The organism is Williamsia soli, assembly GCF_017377795.1.
In the GTDB taxonomy this organism is placed as follows: domain Bacteria; phylum Actinomycetota; class Actinomycetes; order Mycobacteriales; family Mycobacteriaceae; genus Williamsia; species Williamsia soli.
Window position 1 is genome coordinate 257,178 of record NZ_JAFRDR010000003.1, and the last position, 15,141, is coordinate 272,318.

10 protein-coding genes are annotated in these 15,141 nt (G+C 62.6%); 2 read left to right on the forward strand and 8 right to left on the reverse strand.

Going from position 1 to position 15,141, the window contains the following annotated elements:
• Nucleotides 1–115: 115 nt before the first annotated feature.
• From J3S28_RS09765 to J3S28_RS09775, 3 genes are all read right to left on the reverse strand, one after another.
• A complete protein-coding gene (locus tag J3S28_RS09765; RefSeq protein ID WP_207840044.1) occupies nt 116–3,496 on the reverse strand; it encodes a pyruvate carboxylase in 3,381 nt (1,126 codons plus the stop codon).
• Between the two features lie 180 nt (nt 3,497–3,676).
• Nucleotides 3,677–4,423, reverse strand: coding sequence for an NADPH-dependent F420 reductase (locus J3S28_RS09770; protein ID WP_207840046.1), 747 nt, complete (start codon nt 4,421–4,423; stop codon nt 3,677–3,679).
• 67 nt (nt 4,424–4,490) lie between these two features.
• On the reverse strand, nt 4,491–5,600 hold the full coding sequence (locus tag J3S28_RS09775) for an alpha-hydroxy acid oxidase (protein WP_207840048.1): 1,110 nt from the start codon (nt 5,598–5,600) through the stop codon (nt 4,491–4,493).
• A gap of 246 nt (nt 5,601–5,846) precedes the next feature.
• Here J3S28_RS09775 and J3S28_RS09780 point away from each other — a divergent pair, with 246 nt between their 5' ends.
• Nucleotides 5,847–7,499, forward strand: coding sequence for a thiamine pyrophosphate-binding protein (locus J3S28_RS09780; protein ID WP_207840050.1), 1,653 nt, complete (start codon nt 5,847–5,849; stop codon nt 7,497–7,499).
• 23 nt (nt 7,500–7,522) lie between these two features.
• Here J3S28_RS09780 and J3S28_RS09785 read toward each other — a convergent pair whose 3' ends face one another.
• Nucleotides 7,523–8,266: a FadR/GntR family transcriptional regulator gene (locus J3S28_RS09785; protein ID WP_207840052.1), complete on the reverse strand. Its 744-nt coding sequence runs from the start codon at nt 8,264–8,266 to the stop codon at nt 7,523–7,525.
• A 313-nt stretch (nt 8,267–8,579) separates the two neighbouring features.
• Here J3S28_RS09785 and J3S28_RS09790 point away from each other — a divergent pair, with 313 nt between their 5' ends.
• Nucleotides 8,580–9,344: a cyclase family protein gene (locus J3S28_RS09790; RefSeq protein WP_272874171.1), complete on the forward strand. Its 765-nt coding sequence runs from the start codon at nt 8,580–8,582 to the stop codon at nt 9,342–9,344.
• Between the two features lie 152 nt (nt 9,345–9,496).
• Here the strand turns inward: J3S28_RS09790 and J3S28_RS09795 are convergent, their stop codons facing one another.
• From J3S28_RS09795 to J3S28_RS09810, 4 genes are all read right to left on the reverse strand, one after another.
• Nucleotides 9,497–10,417, reverse strand: a complete 921-nt coding sequence (locus tag J3S28_RS09795; RefSeq protein WP_207840056.1) for a TIGR03620 family F420-dependent LLM class oxidoreductase — start codon at nt 10,415–10,417, stop codon at nt 9,497–9,499.
• Nucleotides 10,410–11,981, reverse strand: coding sequence for a class I adenylate-forming enzyme family protein (locus J3S28_RS09800; RefSeq protein ID WP_207840058.1), 1,572 nt, complete (start codon nt 11,979–11,981; stop codon nt 10,410–10,412). Before J3S28_RS09800 ends, J3S28_RS09795 begins: the two co-directional genes overlap by 8 nt.
• The gene (locus J3S28_RS09805) at nt 11,981–12,922 is read right to left on the reverse strand and encodes an enoyl-CoA hydratase (protein WP_207840060.1); all 942 of its coding nucleotides are present in this window, start codon (nt 12,920–12,922) and stop codon (nt 11,981–11,983) included. Before J3S28_RS09805 ends, J3S28_RS09800 begins: the two co-directional genes overlap by 1 nt.
• Before the next feature lie 61 nt (nt 12,923–12,983).
• Nucleotides 12,984–14,654, reverse strand: coding sequence for a flavin-containing monooxygenase (locus J3S28_RS09810; RefSeq protein ID WP_207840062.1), 1,671 nt, complete (start codon nt 14,652–14,654; stop codon nt 12,984–12,986).
• Between the last annotated feature and the right edge of the window lie 487 nt (nt 14,655–15,141).

Below are 15,141 nucleotides of genomic sequence, written 5' to 3' on the forward strand. Positions count from 1 at the left end.
TAATACTGCACCTAGATTGGACGAACGTCAACAGCGCAGTGGCGACAATTGGCGTTGTGATCCGTCAGTTCGATTCATGTTGCTGCACAACCAATTCGAAACAGAGCCGGAACGGTCATTCGAGCTCGACGATGAGGTCACCGCCTTCGACTGGTGCGACAACCCCGATGGCGAGGCGTTTGACGGTTCCACCGGTAGGTGCGGTGATGGCGGCTTCCATTTTCATGGCCTCGATCGAGCCGATGGTGCCACCGGCGTCGATCTGTTCTCCGGGTTGGACGACTGTGGTGACCACTCCGGCAAACGGTGCAGCGATGTGTTTGGCGTTGCCTGGGATTGCTTTCTCGGCCACCACTACGTTGACTGCAAGGGAGCGGTCGCGTACCTGGACCGGTCGGAGCTGGCCGTTGAGGATGCACATCACGGTGCGCATACCTCGTTCGTCAGCCTCGCTGATCGCTTCCAGGCCGATCAGCAGTTCCACTCCGGGTTCGAGTTCCACACGGTGTTCATCGCCGTAACGCAGTCCGTAGAAAAACTGGTTCGCCGAGAGCCGTGAGGTGTCGCCGTAAGCCTTCTGGTGCTCCTCGTAATCGCGAGTCGGCCCCGGAAACAGCAATCGGTTCAACGTCTGTCGCCGGGTGGCACTGTCGGCATCGAGCGCGGCCTCGTCGATGTCCGAAAGAACGGTGACAGGTTTGGCCGGCGCCCGGCCTGCCAGCGCACGGCTCCGCAATGGCTGCGGCCAACCACCGGCAGGCTCGCCGAGCTCACCGCGGAGGAACCCGATCACCGAGTCGGGGATGTCGTAGGCGGCAGGGTCCTGCGCGAACTCGTCGGCACTGATGCCCTTGCCCACGAGAGCCAGCGCCAGATCGCCGACCACCTTCGATGACGGAGTGACCTTGATCAGCCGCCCAAGCATTCGGTCTGCGGCGGCGTAGGCATATTCGACCTGTTCGAACTGATCGCCGAGCCCCAATCCGATGGCCTGCTGGCGCAGGTTGGACAGTTGACCGCCGGGGATCTCGTGGGTGTACACCCGTCCTGTGGGTGCGGGGAGCCCGGATTCGAACGGCGCGTACACCTTGCGCAACGCCTCCCAGTACGGCTCGAGATCGCACACCGCGGCCAGATCCAGGCCGGTATCGCAGCTGGTGTGCGCGGTCGCAGCCACGATCGCCGACAACGCAGGCTGGCTGGTGGTACCGGCCATCGCCGCCGAGGCGCCATCGACCGCGTCAGCGCCGGCCTGCCACGCCGCCAGATACGTGGCGAGCTGTCCGCCCGGGGTGTCGTGGGTGTGCACATGCACCGGCAGATCGAAGTTTTTGCGCAACGCCGTCACCAGGGTGGCTGCCGCGGCCGGACGCAACAGCCCGGCCATGTCCTTGATTGCCAGGATGTGCGCGCCGGCCTGCACGAGCTTCTCGGCCAGGCGAAGATAGTAGTCCAGGGTGTAGAGATCCTCGCCGGGGTTCGACAGATCCCCGGTGTAGGACAGCGCGACCTCAGCGATCGTGGTGCCGGTGTCGCGGACCGCGTCGATCGCCGGACGCATCTGATCCACGTTGTTCAGCGCGTCGAAGATCCGGAAGATGTCGATCCCGGTGGCCGCGGCCTCGGCCACAAAAGAGCGGGTCACCTTCTCCGGATATGGGGTGTAGCCGACCGTATTCGCCCCCCGCAGCAGCATCTGCAGATTGATGTTGGGCATCGCTTCGCGCAGCTGCGCCAGCCGGTCCCACGGATCCTCCTTGAGGAACCGCAGCGCGACATCGTAGGTTGCGCCGCCCCAGCACTCCACTGACAACAGCTGCGGCGTCAGCGTCGCCACATACGGGGCGATCGCGACCAAGCCGGTGGTGCGGATCCGGGTCGCCAGCAGGGACTGATGAGCATCACGGAACGTGGTGTCGGTGACCCCCAACGCTTTTGATGCGCGCAGATCCGCCGCGAACCCCTCCGGCCCCAACGTGCGTAGCCGTTGTCGGGATCCGTCTGCCGGGGCAGTGACATCGACGTCGGGCAACTTGTCGCGCGGGTACACCGTCGCGGGCCGCTCCCCGTGCGGCTTGTTCACTGTCACATCAGCCAGATAGTTGAGGATGCGGGTGCCGCGGTCCGCCGAGACCCTGGAAGTGAGCAGCTGCGGGCGTTCTTCGATGAACGAGGTGGTGACCCGACCCTCCCGGAAATCAGGATCGTCCAAAACTGCCTGCAGGAAGGGCACATTGGTGGCCACACCGCGGATCCGGAACTCGGCGAGCGCGCGCCGCGACCGGGCCACCGCGGTCTCGAAGTCACGGCCACGACAGGTCAGCTTCACCAGCATGGAGTCGAAGTGCGCACTGACCTCCGCGCCCAACGTCGCGCCACCATCCAGACGCACCCCCGCCCCACCCGGAGTGCGATAGGCGGTGATGCGACCTGTGTCCGGACGGAAACCATTCGTCGGGTCCTCGGTTGTGATGCGGCACTGCAATGCAGCGCCACGGATCCGCACCGTATCCTGGGACAACCCCAGTTCACTCAGGGTTTCGCCCGCGGCGATCCGCAGCTGCGACTGCACCAGATCGACATCGGTGATCTCCTCGGTCACCGTGTGCTCCACCTGGATACGCGGGTTCATCTCGATGAACACATGATTGCCGTCCCGGTCGACCAGGAACTCCACAGTGCCGGCACAGGAGTAACCGATCTTCTGAGCAAACGCCACCGCGTCGGAGCAGATCTTCTCCCGCAGCCCAGGAGGAAGATTGGGCGCCGGCGCCAGCTCGATCACCTTCTGATGACGTCGCTGCACCGAACAATCGCGCTCGAACAGATGCATCACGTTGCCGTGCTGGTCGGCCAGGATCTGCACTTCGATGTGACGGGGTTCGATCACCGCCTGCTCCAAGAACACCGACGCATCACCGAACGCCGAATTAGCCTCGCGGGCAGCGGCTTCGATCGCCTCACGCAACCCGTCGATTGCTTGGACACGGCGCATTCCGCGTCCGCCGCCACCGGCAACGGCCTTGACGAACACCGGGAACGTCATCGATTCGGCAGCCGCCATCAACTCATCGACATCAACCGATGCCTCAGTCGACGCCAACACCGGCAACCCCGCCTCCCGGGCCGCCGCGATTGCCCGGGACTTGTTGCCGGTCAACTCCAAGATGTCTGCGCTCGGGCCGACGAACGTGATGCCCGCATCAGCGCACGCCGCAGCCAAATCCGGATTCTCAGACAAGAACCCGTACCCCGGATAGATCGCATCAGCACCGCCGCGCCGCGCCGCGGCGATGATCTCGTCGACCGAGAGATACGCCCGCACCGGGTGCCCCGGCTCACCGATTTGGTAAGCCTCGTCGGCCTTCGACCGGTGAATCGAGTTCCGGTCCTCATACGGGAACACCGCCACCGTGCCCGCACCCAGCTCGTACGCAGCACGGAACGCCCGGATCGCGATCTCGCCACGATTGGCCACCAACACCTTGCGAAACATCAACGAACCTCCACATCGCCCACGAAACAATCAAGTTGTCGGCCGAGAAGCGTCATCCGCAGCCCAGTTGGCCAAGGCCGTTCACCAACCAGCTACGCAAAACGCCGTCAGCCTGACCTTTGCGAAATATATTCTTGCCGTTGCTGATTCGCAGGTCGTGTAGATCTGGTTCACGAGCTTCTACAAGAAGATCGCGCGCGTCAGCCGCACCGCGTAACCCGCATCGGGATTCGTCGTGCCGTCTCCTACGCGCTCGGCAATGGCCGCAATGGAGATATCCCGCCGTTTCGGCAGCCTGTGCTTCTCCGCGGCGGCGAGCGCACCTGGCATCTCGTCGCTGGTGAGGTCTGTGCAGTAGCACGGCGCGCCCGGTTGTTGCCGCCAGGACTCGGCCAGGACGCCGGCATCGAAACCGTCGAAGCCGGTCTCATTGACCAGTCCGATTGCCAGTTTCCGGGCGTCGGCGTCGTTCGCTGCCACGGGAATCGCTATTCGGCCGGCAGTCCCCTCCGGCCGACCGTGCTCCGCCAACGAAGCGGAACTGATTGCGTTGAAAGCCTTGACAATAGGGCGCCCGAGCTGCTTCTCCACCCATTCACTCTCGACCTGACCCTCGTCGATCACTTCGATGTGACCATCACGCAAAGGATAGTAGTTCGACGTGTCGAGGATGACCGCGTCGGCCAGGGCCTCCGATAGCGGCTCAGCAAACGCCGGAAGCCGGTCCAGCGGCATCGAGAGGATGACCACCTCGACGTCCTTGACCGCCTCAGCTGCGAACACCGCACGTGCACCGGTGCTGAGAGCGTCCGGGTGCACCGATTCCGGATCACGAGAGTTGGCGACTTTCACGTCATGACCTGCCGCACTCAGCTTCCGACTGAGGGTCCTGCCGATATGGCCGGCGCCTGCAATGCCGATTTTCATCTGATTCCTTTACGTTGTCTGCTCGTGGATCTGGAGAGTGCTTGATACCCAGAGGTCGGGATGACTTTCAGGAAAGCCGCAGTTCGAGCTGTCTGGCCTCGTCCACGTTCCGACAACCGGCCAGCGCCAGGGCGATCTCGAGCTCCGATCGAAGCAGTTCAAGCGCGTGCCGTGCACCGTCCTCGCCCGCCGCCGCCAGGCCGTAGAGAGTTGGGCGTCCGACAAGACACGCCCGCGCTCCCAGAGCCAACGCCTTCGCGATATCGCTGCCACGCCTGACGCCGCTGTCGAACAGCACCTCGGTCTGATCCCCGACCGCCGCGACGACTGCCGGCAGGAGATCGATCGTGGCCGGTGCGTCGTCAGACTGACGGCCGCCGTGGTTGGACACCACCACAGCGTCTGCGCCGGCCTGGACGGCCAGCTTGGCGTCATCCGGATGCAAGATGCCCTTGACGACGAGAGGCCCAGCCCAGATCGTTCTGATCCACTCGATTTCTTTCCAGGTCAGCCCGGGGTCGAAGCTCGCTTGGAAGGACTCGGCGTGTGACGCCGGTCCGCCGGTGGTCTTGAAGTTGACCGGGAGAAACCGACCATGCTGAACGAATCCTGTCGACCAACCCGGGTGGCCCACTCCCGACAACAGAGTCTTCAAGGAGACTCGCAGAGGACGCGAGAATCCGTTGCGCAGATCGCGTTCACGCTTGCCGGTGCGAGAACCATCGACCGTGACGACCAATGCGCCGTACCCGGCCTTCGCTGCGCGTTCCAAGATCTCGACGACGAAGTCGCGGTCGCGCCAGACGTACAACTGAAACCATTTCGGACCAGTGGTCGATTCGGCAACGTCCTCTATCGAGTACGACGCCGATGTGGCCAGCGTGTAAATGGTGCCGATCGAGTCGTAAGCACGCGCCAACGCGGGCTCACCCGAGTGATGGACGAGTCCGACGACGCCAGTGGGCGCGCCGATGATGGGAACCTCCACTCGCTGCCCCAACACCGTTGTCGACAGATCAACCTCGGAGACATCTGTCAGGACACGCCCGACGATCCCGATCCGATCGAGGGCATCACGGTTGCGGCGCATCGTCAGTTCGTCGTTCGCGCCACCGTCGACGAAGTCGAATATCGTCTTCGGCAGCTTGCGATGAGCGATCCGGCGCAGATCTGACACGTTGTGCGCTTTTTTCAGTACGCGCGGCGCGCCTGTTCGCCTTCCGTGAGTTGTCCGAAGTCGCCGAAGGTCCCCCAACACCTGGTCGGATACCAGCTTGATGAACGGGTTCATCTCGACTCTCTCTCTGTCACTGTTCACATCGACGTGCTGGACCGTTCCCAGCCGCGTCCTATAGAGTTAATATCAGACAATTAGCGAGTTATCCAGAATTTGACGATTCACTGCGCGACGAGAGGTGCTCCCTTGAAGGGCTACGAAGCGATTGCATTGGCCATCCAACACTTCTCGGACGCGCCGGTGTTCGGCGTCATGGGAAACGCCAACATGTTGATATTCGCAGCCCTGTCCGCCGAGGGCGATGAGCGACTGGTGAGCGCGCGACATGAGGCGGCCGCCGTCGCGATGGCGGACGGGTACGCCCGGACCTCTGGCGCAGTGGGGGTCTCCACGGTCACCTCGGGTCCCGGACTGTCGCAGGTCGCGACGTCACTGCTCGCGGCCGCGCGGTACCGTTCGCCCCAGGTTCTCATCAGCGGCGACGCCTACCGCCGCGACTCGGCTCGCCTCCAGGCCTTCGACCAGCAGGCTTTCGCCGATACGTGTGAGAGCGGGTTCGTACCGATCAAACGTGTACAGGACATCGTTCCCGCCGTACACGAAGCCTTCGCGCGCGCAACGTTGGAGTCGCGCCCGGTTCTGCTGTCGATCCCGGAGGATCTCCAGCTCGAGGAGGCCGCGCCCTCCGTCGAGGCGGAGCTGCAAGCCCTGGCGCGACCGCAACGCGCAGCCACACCGGCACCGCGCGACTCTGAAGTCGAGCGCGTTGTCGATCTTCTCGAGGCAGCGAAGTATCCGGTTTTCATCGTCGGACGCGGCTGCCGTGACGAGGAGACCATCCGGGCGGTGAGAGAGCTCGCAGAGCACTACGGCGCGTTGTTGGCGACCTCGCTTCCGGCGAAGGGACGGGTTGACGACGACGAGTGGTCGATCGGGGTATCCGGCGGGTTTGCCCACACCGGCGCGCGTGAGCTCCTGCAACGCGCCGACCTCGTGGTGGGGTGTGCGGCGGGTCTGGCCAGCTACACCACCGACAAGACAACTCTTTATCCGTCGGCGACGACCATCGCCCTCGATCTCGAGCAAACTCCAGAGAGCGCCATGCTCGGACACGACGTGGTCCTGGGCGATGTCGCCGAGACAGTCCCGCGGTTGCTGGCCGCCGCACGCAACCGGTCGGACGTTCGTGTGAACTTCCGTGGCTCCGACGAGCAGGAGCACCTGAAGACTCTCAGCGCCGAGGCGGCAGCGACCATTGACGAACGCTCGGACGGCATCCACCCTGCCGCGGTCGCCGAAACGCTGAGAAAATCGTTGCCGATCGGCGCCCAGGTAGTCCTGGGCGGCGGCCACTTCTGGGCGTTCGCCGTGATGGGCATTCACAAACGCCCCGACTTGCGGTGGCAGTTCTCTTACCAGTTCGGGTCGATCGGCCAAACCCTTCCGGTTGCGATCGGCGCCTGGTATGGCGACCCTTCACGACGGCTCGTCGTCATCGACGGCGACGGCAGCGTACTCATGCATATCCAGGAACTCGACACCGTGGCCCGCTACCGGATACCGATGACCCTGATCGTCGCGAATGACGGGGCGTTCGGAGCCGAGGTGCACAAGCTCCGTCCGGCCGGGCTCACCGACACCATTGCAACCTTCGACGCACCTGACTTCGCAGCCATCGGCGAAGCATTCGGCGGCACAGGCATTCACGTGAAAGAAGACGCCGCGTTGGCCTCCGCCCTCGAGCAGAACACCGGCTTAGGTCGGTTCGAGGTGCTGGATGTCCGCATCTCGGGTGAAGTGCCGAGCGAGCCCTTCAAACGGTGGTATTACGGGGGTTGAGCGGCCACTCGCCTCTGCTGCGCTCACACAGCAGAGGCCTGGTCTGAAGCAATGGCCGATTCGTACGATGCGGCAAGGCCGGAAAGGTGCAGCCGCATGGCAGTCTCCGCTGCTTCCACATCCTTGGTGCGGATGGCGTCGACGATGGCCCTGTGCTCTCGCACCACCCGTTCCCACATCGACTGCTCGAGTCGGTGTCTCGGCACCCGCCGTGCACTGACCTCGAATACGGGAAGAGCCACGATGGGGAGCAGGCGATTGCCTGTGGCCTCGAGTAGCTCTTGGTGGAACGCGAAGTCGAGATCAAAGAGATGCTCGATGTCGGGCATCGTGTCAGGCACCAATCCGGCCAATCTTCCGACCGTGCCCTCACCGCACTTGGCTGCGGCCATGCCGGCCGCCGGAACCTCCAGGATGAGCCGTACCTGGACCATCTCGGCAATTGACAGGTCGCTTGCTCCGACAAGCGTGGCCAACGACGTCGTCAGGCCGTCCGACACATTGGCTGCCGACGGCTTGCTGACGACGCTTCCGCCGTGCGCACCCGGTTGGGTGACGATCAGCCTCTCGGACGACAGCAGTCGCAGCGCTTCACGCACAGTGCTACGGCTGGTGCCGAACTGTTCGCACAGCTGCGCCTCGGCGGGCAATTTGTCACCGACACCGAGGAATCCGGTCACAATCCACTGACGGATCTGAGCAGCAACCTGCTCGTACGCGCGCTTCACCGGGGTCGCTGTGGGTAGCGGCAGGGAACGGTCATTCATGCGTGCATCCTTTGGATCAACGGCCTGCTGGCCGCGGTTAAATGTGAGTCTATTGCATTGTCTGATTTTATTCCGATAGTGTGAGGTAAACACTCTGGAGAAGGTTCACATGACTGAAACAGCGCCGTTCAGCCCCCTTGCTCGTCGATCTGTCTCGCACGAAATCGTGGATCAGTTGGCGACAAAATACCGCACGTGGGGACAGTGGGGGGCTGACGACGAGCTCGGTAGCGCAAACTACATAACACCCGAGCGGCTTGTGGCAGCTGCCCAACTCGTCCGCGCGGGGAAGACATTCTCTCTGTCGCTTCCCATGGACGTCACAGGACCCATGCACGGACCTTCCTCGCGCGTCAATCCGCAACATCAAATGCTGATGACCGCCCACGATTCTCTTCCCGGCCCGGTTCGCTACAACGACGACGCCGTCTACATGCCGTTGCAGTCGTCGACCCAGTGGGACTCGCTGGCCCACGTGTTCTACAACGGCGAGGGCTACAACGGACGCGGAATAGACACCGTCGGGGTCGTCTCAGGTGTGAGCGCCAACAGCATCACAGCGCTGCGCCGCCACGCGGTGGGCCGCGGCGTACTGCTCGACCTTCCTCGCTTCTACGACCGCGCCACCCTGGAACCCGGCGACTGCATCCAAGCCGAGGATCTCGAAGCATGCGCACAGGCGCAGGGCGTCGACGTCGGCGAAGGAGACTGGGTGTTGGTCCGGACGGGCCAGATGGCTCAACACCGAGACGCTGGGTCGTGGGGAGATTACGCAGGTGGTTCGGCTCCGGGCCTGGGCGTGAGTGCAGCGGATTTCTTGTGTTCCCGGCGGGTTGCGGGAGTCGCATCCGACACCTGGGGACTCGAGGCGTTGCCGTACGAAACCGCCGACCTGCTGTCCCCGCTGCACATCATTCTGCTCGTGAACGCGGGCGTGTACATCGGCGAGATGTGGGATCTGGACGACCTCGCCGAGGACTGCGCCGAGGACAAGGTCTTCGAGTTCTTCCTTGCCGCTCCCCCACTGCCGATCACCGGCGCGGTCGCGTCGCCGATCAATCCGATCGCCATCAAATAGCGCGAAAGCACCACTCACACAAACGAGGACCCCGGGTATCGATGTGGTCGACCACATCGATACCCGGGGTCCTCATGTTTGGGGCCGGCATGACTTGCGACCGGACCACGTTGTGTTCGTTTGTAACTCGGAGCAGATCTGATCGATGTCGATCAGGCCCGTTGCAGACCCAATGCCTGCGCCAGTACGCGCAGAGATGGCCTCGGATCGTGCGTGGGGCCATTGCCGGCCACTTGGACCACAACATGATCGGCGCCCGCCTGCAACTGCCTGTTGACCGCTTCCACTGCTGCATCGAGCGTCCCGAGTCCGATGAGCGCACGCTTGAGCCTGCCGGAGCCTCCGGGGACGAGGTCGTCTTCGGTGAAGCCCTGGCGCAACCATGAGTTGCGATAGTTGGGAAAGCGAAGGTAGCTGTCGAGGTGTAGACCTGCGGCAGCATCGATCTCAGCTTCGGATCCCTCAAAGGCCACAGCGTGCTCGGTGATGACCCACTTGTCATCGCCGAGGATCTCGCGTGTGTTCTGCGTCTGTTCAGGGGTCACCAGATATGGCATCGCACCGTCGGCGGCCTCCCCCGACAACGCAATCATCTTCGGCCCCAACGCGGCCAGGATCCGCGGCGGACGACCGACCTCCTTTTCGACGAACGCCGGTAGATCCGCCATCTCCGCCAGGTAACCGCGCATCGCGGCAAGTGGTTTGGGCACTTCCAACCCGAACCGGCGCTGGAGTCCCACAGCATGGCTGACGCCCAAACCGAGAATGAACCGGCCTGGGTACACAGCAGCGAGAGTCCTGGCACCGGCCTCGGCAATCGATGCATGGCGCGCAAAGATGTTCATGATGCCGGTACCGACAACAAGGCGCTCAGTCGCCGGCAGGAGCGCTGCCGCGAGCGTGATGGAGTCCTTGCCGCCACTCTCGGGATAGAAGAACGAACCGAAGCCCAGATCTTCTATCTCCCGCGCAACAGCTTGTACCTGGGGCGTCGGCCAGTGATCGTTGGCCCAGAAAACCCCGACCTTCGAACCGAAGTCGATCTGTGGCCGTGGTGCCGGCGTCTCAGGCATCGACCCGGCTCTCGATCAGAGTACGCAACCGACGCTTATCCGGCTTTCCCGAACCCAGCCAAGGGATCTCGTCGGTGTCCATGAGGAACCACGACGTGGGGACCTTGTACTTCGACAACTTGCCTGCGGCGTACTCGGCAAGGGTTTCGGTCGTCGGCTCGGTACCGGGCGCCGCCACCACAACGGCAGTCACCTCTTCGCCGCGCTGTGGGTGCACTGTTCCGAACACAAGGCAGTGCAAGACGGATTCGTGAGCCTCGATCGCCACCTCGACCTCGCGCGGTGACACGTTGGCGCCCGAGGCCTTGATCAACTCGGAGTAACGGCCCACGTAGAACGGGCGCGGATCGCCTTCGATCATGACCACGCGATCGGCCGAGTGATACCAACCGTCTGCGTCCAGGATTTCCCAGCGCTCGCGACCGTAGTAACCGAGCATCAGACCGGGACCACGCACACAGAGTTCGCCCTCTTCGCCGGAGGCGACCGTCAGACCGGTCTCCGGGTCGATCACCTTGAGCTCCACATCGGCGAAAGTGCCCATGGTCTCGCTCATCGAGCGATGCGCTGAGAGTCCGGGAATGGGAACGTTTGCGGTGGCGACGTCGGCCGGCCCACTGGTCACGGCCGGCGCCGAAGAGAGATCGCGGGTCGCGAAGCCGGGGTGAGCGCGGATCGATTGCATGACGGTAGGCCAGCCGATCACGGACGTCCCGCGTTCACGCTCGAGCAGCTCGAGCGCCTCGCCGGCGTTGAACTTCGGCATGATGAGCAATGTCAGGGGCGAAAGCAGCGCGGTGGCGATCGTCAGCACACCTCCCACCCAGAAGAAGGGCATCCCGCAGATTGCCTTGGCCGGCAGACCATGAGCATCGGCTGCCATCATCGCGGGCACTGTCGCGCAGTCCCGAAGGACCGACCCGTGTGAATGGACGACGCCCTTGGGGTCAGCGCTGGATCCCGACGTATAGACCACCACGGCTGCATCACCGGGTTTGACCTGTTGCTCGACGAGTTCAAGCAATTCCCGATCGGGGTCGCCGGGCGCCGGGTCCGCGTAGAGATCGAACGACTCAGACCATGGCCTGGTCGTCGTGCCGTGAATCCACACCCTGCGAAGATACGGAGCTTCGGTGAGACGCAGGGTTGGCTCCGACGCGTCTGTCAAACCTGGCAGTGCACGTTCGAGGAATTCCTCCACGTCTTTGCCGACCACCGTACGGCTCGTGATCAGGACGTCGATGTCGCCGAGAAAGATCACCCTCCCTAGTTCGGCGGGCGAGTAGATCGTGCTGAAACCCTCGACCAGAGCGCCGATGCGAGTTGCAGCAAGCCACGTGACGATGAACTCGTGCGTGTAGGACTCGAAAATACCGACACGCGTTCCCTTGCCGATGCCGCGCGCCAGCATGCGACGGGCAAGCTTCGCCGATGCCTCTTCGACCTCTCGGTACGTCATGCGGCGATCCAACGACACAACGAAGTCGGTGTCACCGTGCCGTTCGACAGAGTGCTTCAACGCCTCAGGAATCGTTGCCTGATAGCCGAGGTCGATAGAAGTCATCACGGGTGATCCTTTCCTGCTGCCGGAGCCGGTGAACTCTTGGCGCGTACGCTGTCTTTCTCTGCCAACACGATTGGCGGTGCATCCTGCCAAGGCTTGATTCCGTGCGCCTCGTCCCCGACTCCCCACCCGTGACTACTGATCTGCGCCCAATACGCGTGCTGGAACTGGTGCAGACTGAACGACGCCGCAAGAGAGTTGCTGAAACCCATGTTGTCGACAGTTTGGTTGACCGACTCCTTGACCAGCATCGCAGTCATCGTGGGCACCTCGACGATTCGCCGGGCGAAGTCAATTGTCGATTGCTCCAACACATCTCGAGGGAAAACCTTCGTCACCATTCCGAGGCGGTATGCCTCGTCGGCATCGATCGCATCACCCGTCAGCATCAATTCCTTGGTCTTGCGAGGACCGAACTCCCAGGGATGCGCAAAGTACTCGACGCCGCACATGCCCAGCCGAGTGCCGACCACGTCGGCGAATTGCGTGTCATCGGCGGCGATGATCAGGTCACACGCCCACGCGAGCATGAGCCCGCCCGCGTAGACCGGACCCTGTACCGACGCAATCGTGATCTTGCGCAGGTCCCGCCACCGCTTGATGTTCTCGAAGAAGTAGTGCCACTCTTGCAGGAATGTCTGCTCCGAGCCTTCCCGGGTCCCACCGTTGATCTGGTAGGACCGGTGCATGGTGGGGCCCGGAGTCTGCTCGGCCACAGTAGCTTTCGATCCGAGATCATGTCCCGACGAAAAGGTGTCACCGGCACCTCGGAGTACGACGACACGCACGCCGTCATCTTCTTCGGCTGCGGTGAATGCTTCACCCAACTCCACCAGCAGTCCGCGGTTTTGAGCATTCTTCTGCCTGGGACGGTTGAGGGTGATCAGCGCAATAGAACCTTCATCGATCAATTCATACTCGATGAATTCGAAGTCTGTCATTGTTCAGACCTTTCCGTTCGGTACATACAGACGGCGGATTCGCGGGGTCGCACAGCGACCGCTACGACGCCTGCGCGGAGCGATCCGGACCCAGCTCGTACGGGTCCAGATCCTTCAGGGCATTCTCTAGAGCCTCATGGTAGGCGCTGAACCCACCTGCATAAGAAACAACCTGCCGCTTCTTGCCTTTCACGTTCGCACTCATCCACCAGCTGTCAGCTGTGGGATACAGGGTGCCGGCAATCGCCTCATCGCAGGCTCTGGCCCAGGCTGCCTGAGCCTCTTTGGTGGGCTCGATCCACTGTGCGTCTCGCGCTTCGGCTGCCCTGATGACGTCTGCAATGAACCGATTCTGGGCATTCGCCAGAAGTGGCGGCGAGAAGAATGCACTCGGGCTCTGCATACCGTTGACGAAGAACATGTTGGGGAACCCGTGGGTGGTGATACCGAGATGCGCCTCGACGCCGTCGGCCCATTCGTTCTTCAGACGCAAACCGTCCCGGCCCCTGATGTCGATACGAAGCAATCCACCGGATCCAGCGTCGAACCCGGTCGCAGCAACGATGACGTCGAGCTCGTGTTCGACGCCGCTGGCGAGTTTGATACCACGCTCTGTGATCTCGGCGATGGGATCTGACCTGACGTCGATCAACGACACGTTGTCGCGATTGAAGGCTTCGTAGTAGCCGTCTTCGCCACAAGGCCGTCGGAGCAGCGGCCCGTGATTCTTCGGAATCAGCAGCTCGGCGACCTCAGGGTCCCTGACCACGTTCCGGATCTGACGTTCGCAGAAGTCACGGAGCAGGTCGTTGGCTTCCTTCGTGACCGCCAAATCGGTGTAACTGGCGGCAACGTTGAGGCCGCCCGTCCGCCAGCGCTCAGAGAACTCGTGTTCGCGCTCCTCCGCTGTGACCTCGAGGACCGACTTCGTGGGTGCGTTGCGCAACTTGAAGTCCACCAGGACCACACCGTAACCGGGCTGCTCGTGCTCTTCTTGCCGAATCTTCGCGTAGTTCTCTTTGACGAACCGCTCGTAGTCCTCGGGCATCGTCATGTCGATGATCGGGAAGGCCCAGTTGGCGGTGCGCTGGAAGACGTTCAAGTGCTCGACCTGCTCGGCAAGTTTGGGAACCAGCTGTACGGCGGTCGCGGCCGAACCGATCACCCCGACCTTCTTGCCCTCGACCGATACGTCGGTTTTCCACTGACCGGTGTGCAGCAGCTCGCCCTTGAACTTGTCGAATCCAGGCACGTCGGGCCAGTTGGGAGCCGACAAGAAGCCGGTCGCCATCACGCAGTTCTTTGCGTAATAAACGTCTCCGCTTTCGGTTTCAACTTCCCAAATCGCCTTCTCCTGGTCGAACTGGGCTCGAGCGACGTACGAATCGAAGATCATATCGTCGCGCAGTTCGAGCTTGTCCGTCACCCAGTTGAGGTACTGTTCGACTTCTTCCTGCGCCGCATAGCGCCGGGACCATTTCCATTCCTGCTGGATCTCGTCGGAGAAGCCATAGGAGTACTCCAGGCTCTCGATGTCGACACGTGCGCCGGGATAGCGGTTCCAGTACCACGTCCCGCCGACGCCGGAACCGGCCTCCAGCAACTTGACGGAGAACCCGGCGGAACGGTAAACGTGCAGCGCGTTTATCCCTCCGAATCCGGCTCCAACCACCAGAACGTCGAGCAGGTTCTCGGGTGTTTCGGCACGTGTCCCAGCTTCGAATGTATTCATTGCTTCCTTTCGCTATTTCGCACTTTGACGTTGGGGAGCCACCACAGAACAGGCAGCTCTTGCGATCTCGGGTAATGCATCCGCAATGCCGTTGCGGTGGGACCATGGGGCGCAGTCGGCGACGCGAGGGAGGCCTGCCCGTCTCACATCACCTGCTCGAGACGGATCCTTCAGGGTCAACGGGCCGCGGGGGTACTGGCACAGGGCAGGATCGACGACACTGCATGCGCCCTCTTGCAGTCGGTGCGACTGCCGAGCCCGGGGCCACGAACACCTCACTGAGGCACCTCTTCTGATCGGATTCTGACGCCCGGGCGCATCGCACTCAGCGCAAGCAAGAAACCTTCTTGATGATCTGTGACTACGGTAACAGTGATCGGTCCGATATGACAATAGTCAGACATTTAAACTTACCAACCGCGCCACATCTGCACCTCGACCCAGGATGCAGACGTGGAACGTGCGGTCAGCAGACGAAAGCCGTGCG

Excerpts from the sequence above, each read along its gene's own strand:
- J3S28_RS09765 (WP_207840044.1), bottom strand. The coding sequence starts at position 3,496 with ATGTTTCGCAAGGTGTTGGTGGCCAATCGTGGCGAGATCGCGATCCGG.
- J3S28_RS09785 (WP_207840052.1), bottom strand. The coding sequence starts at position 8,266 with ATGAATGACCGTTCCCTGCCGCTACCCACAGCGACCCCGGTGAAGCGC.
- J3S28_RS09810 (WP_207840062.1), bottom strand. The coding sequence starts at position 14,654 with ATGAATACATTCGAAGCTGGGACACGTGCCGAAACACCCGAGAACCTG.
- J3S28_RS09805 (WP_207840060.1), bottom strand. The coding sequence starts at position 12,922 with ATGACAGACTTCGAATTCATCGAGTATGAATTGATCGATGAAGGTTCT.
- J3S28_RS09790 (WP_272874171.1), top strand. The coding sequence starts at position 8,580 with ATGGACGTCACAGGACCCATGCACGGACCTTCCTCGCGCGTCAATCCG.
- J3S28_RS09800 (WP_207840058.1), bottom strand. The coding sequence starts at position 11,981 with ATGACTTCTATCGACCTCGGCTATCAGGCAACGATTCCTGAGGCGTTG.
- J3S28_RS09795 (WP_207840056.1), bottom strand. The coding sequence starts at position 10,417 with ATGCCTGAGACGCCGGCACCACGGCCACAGATCGACTTCGGTTCGAAG.
- J3S28_RS09770 (WP_207840046.1), bottom strand. The coding sequence starts at position 4,423 with ATGAAAATCGGCATTGCAGGCGCCGGCCATATCGGCAGGACCCTCAGT.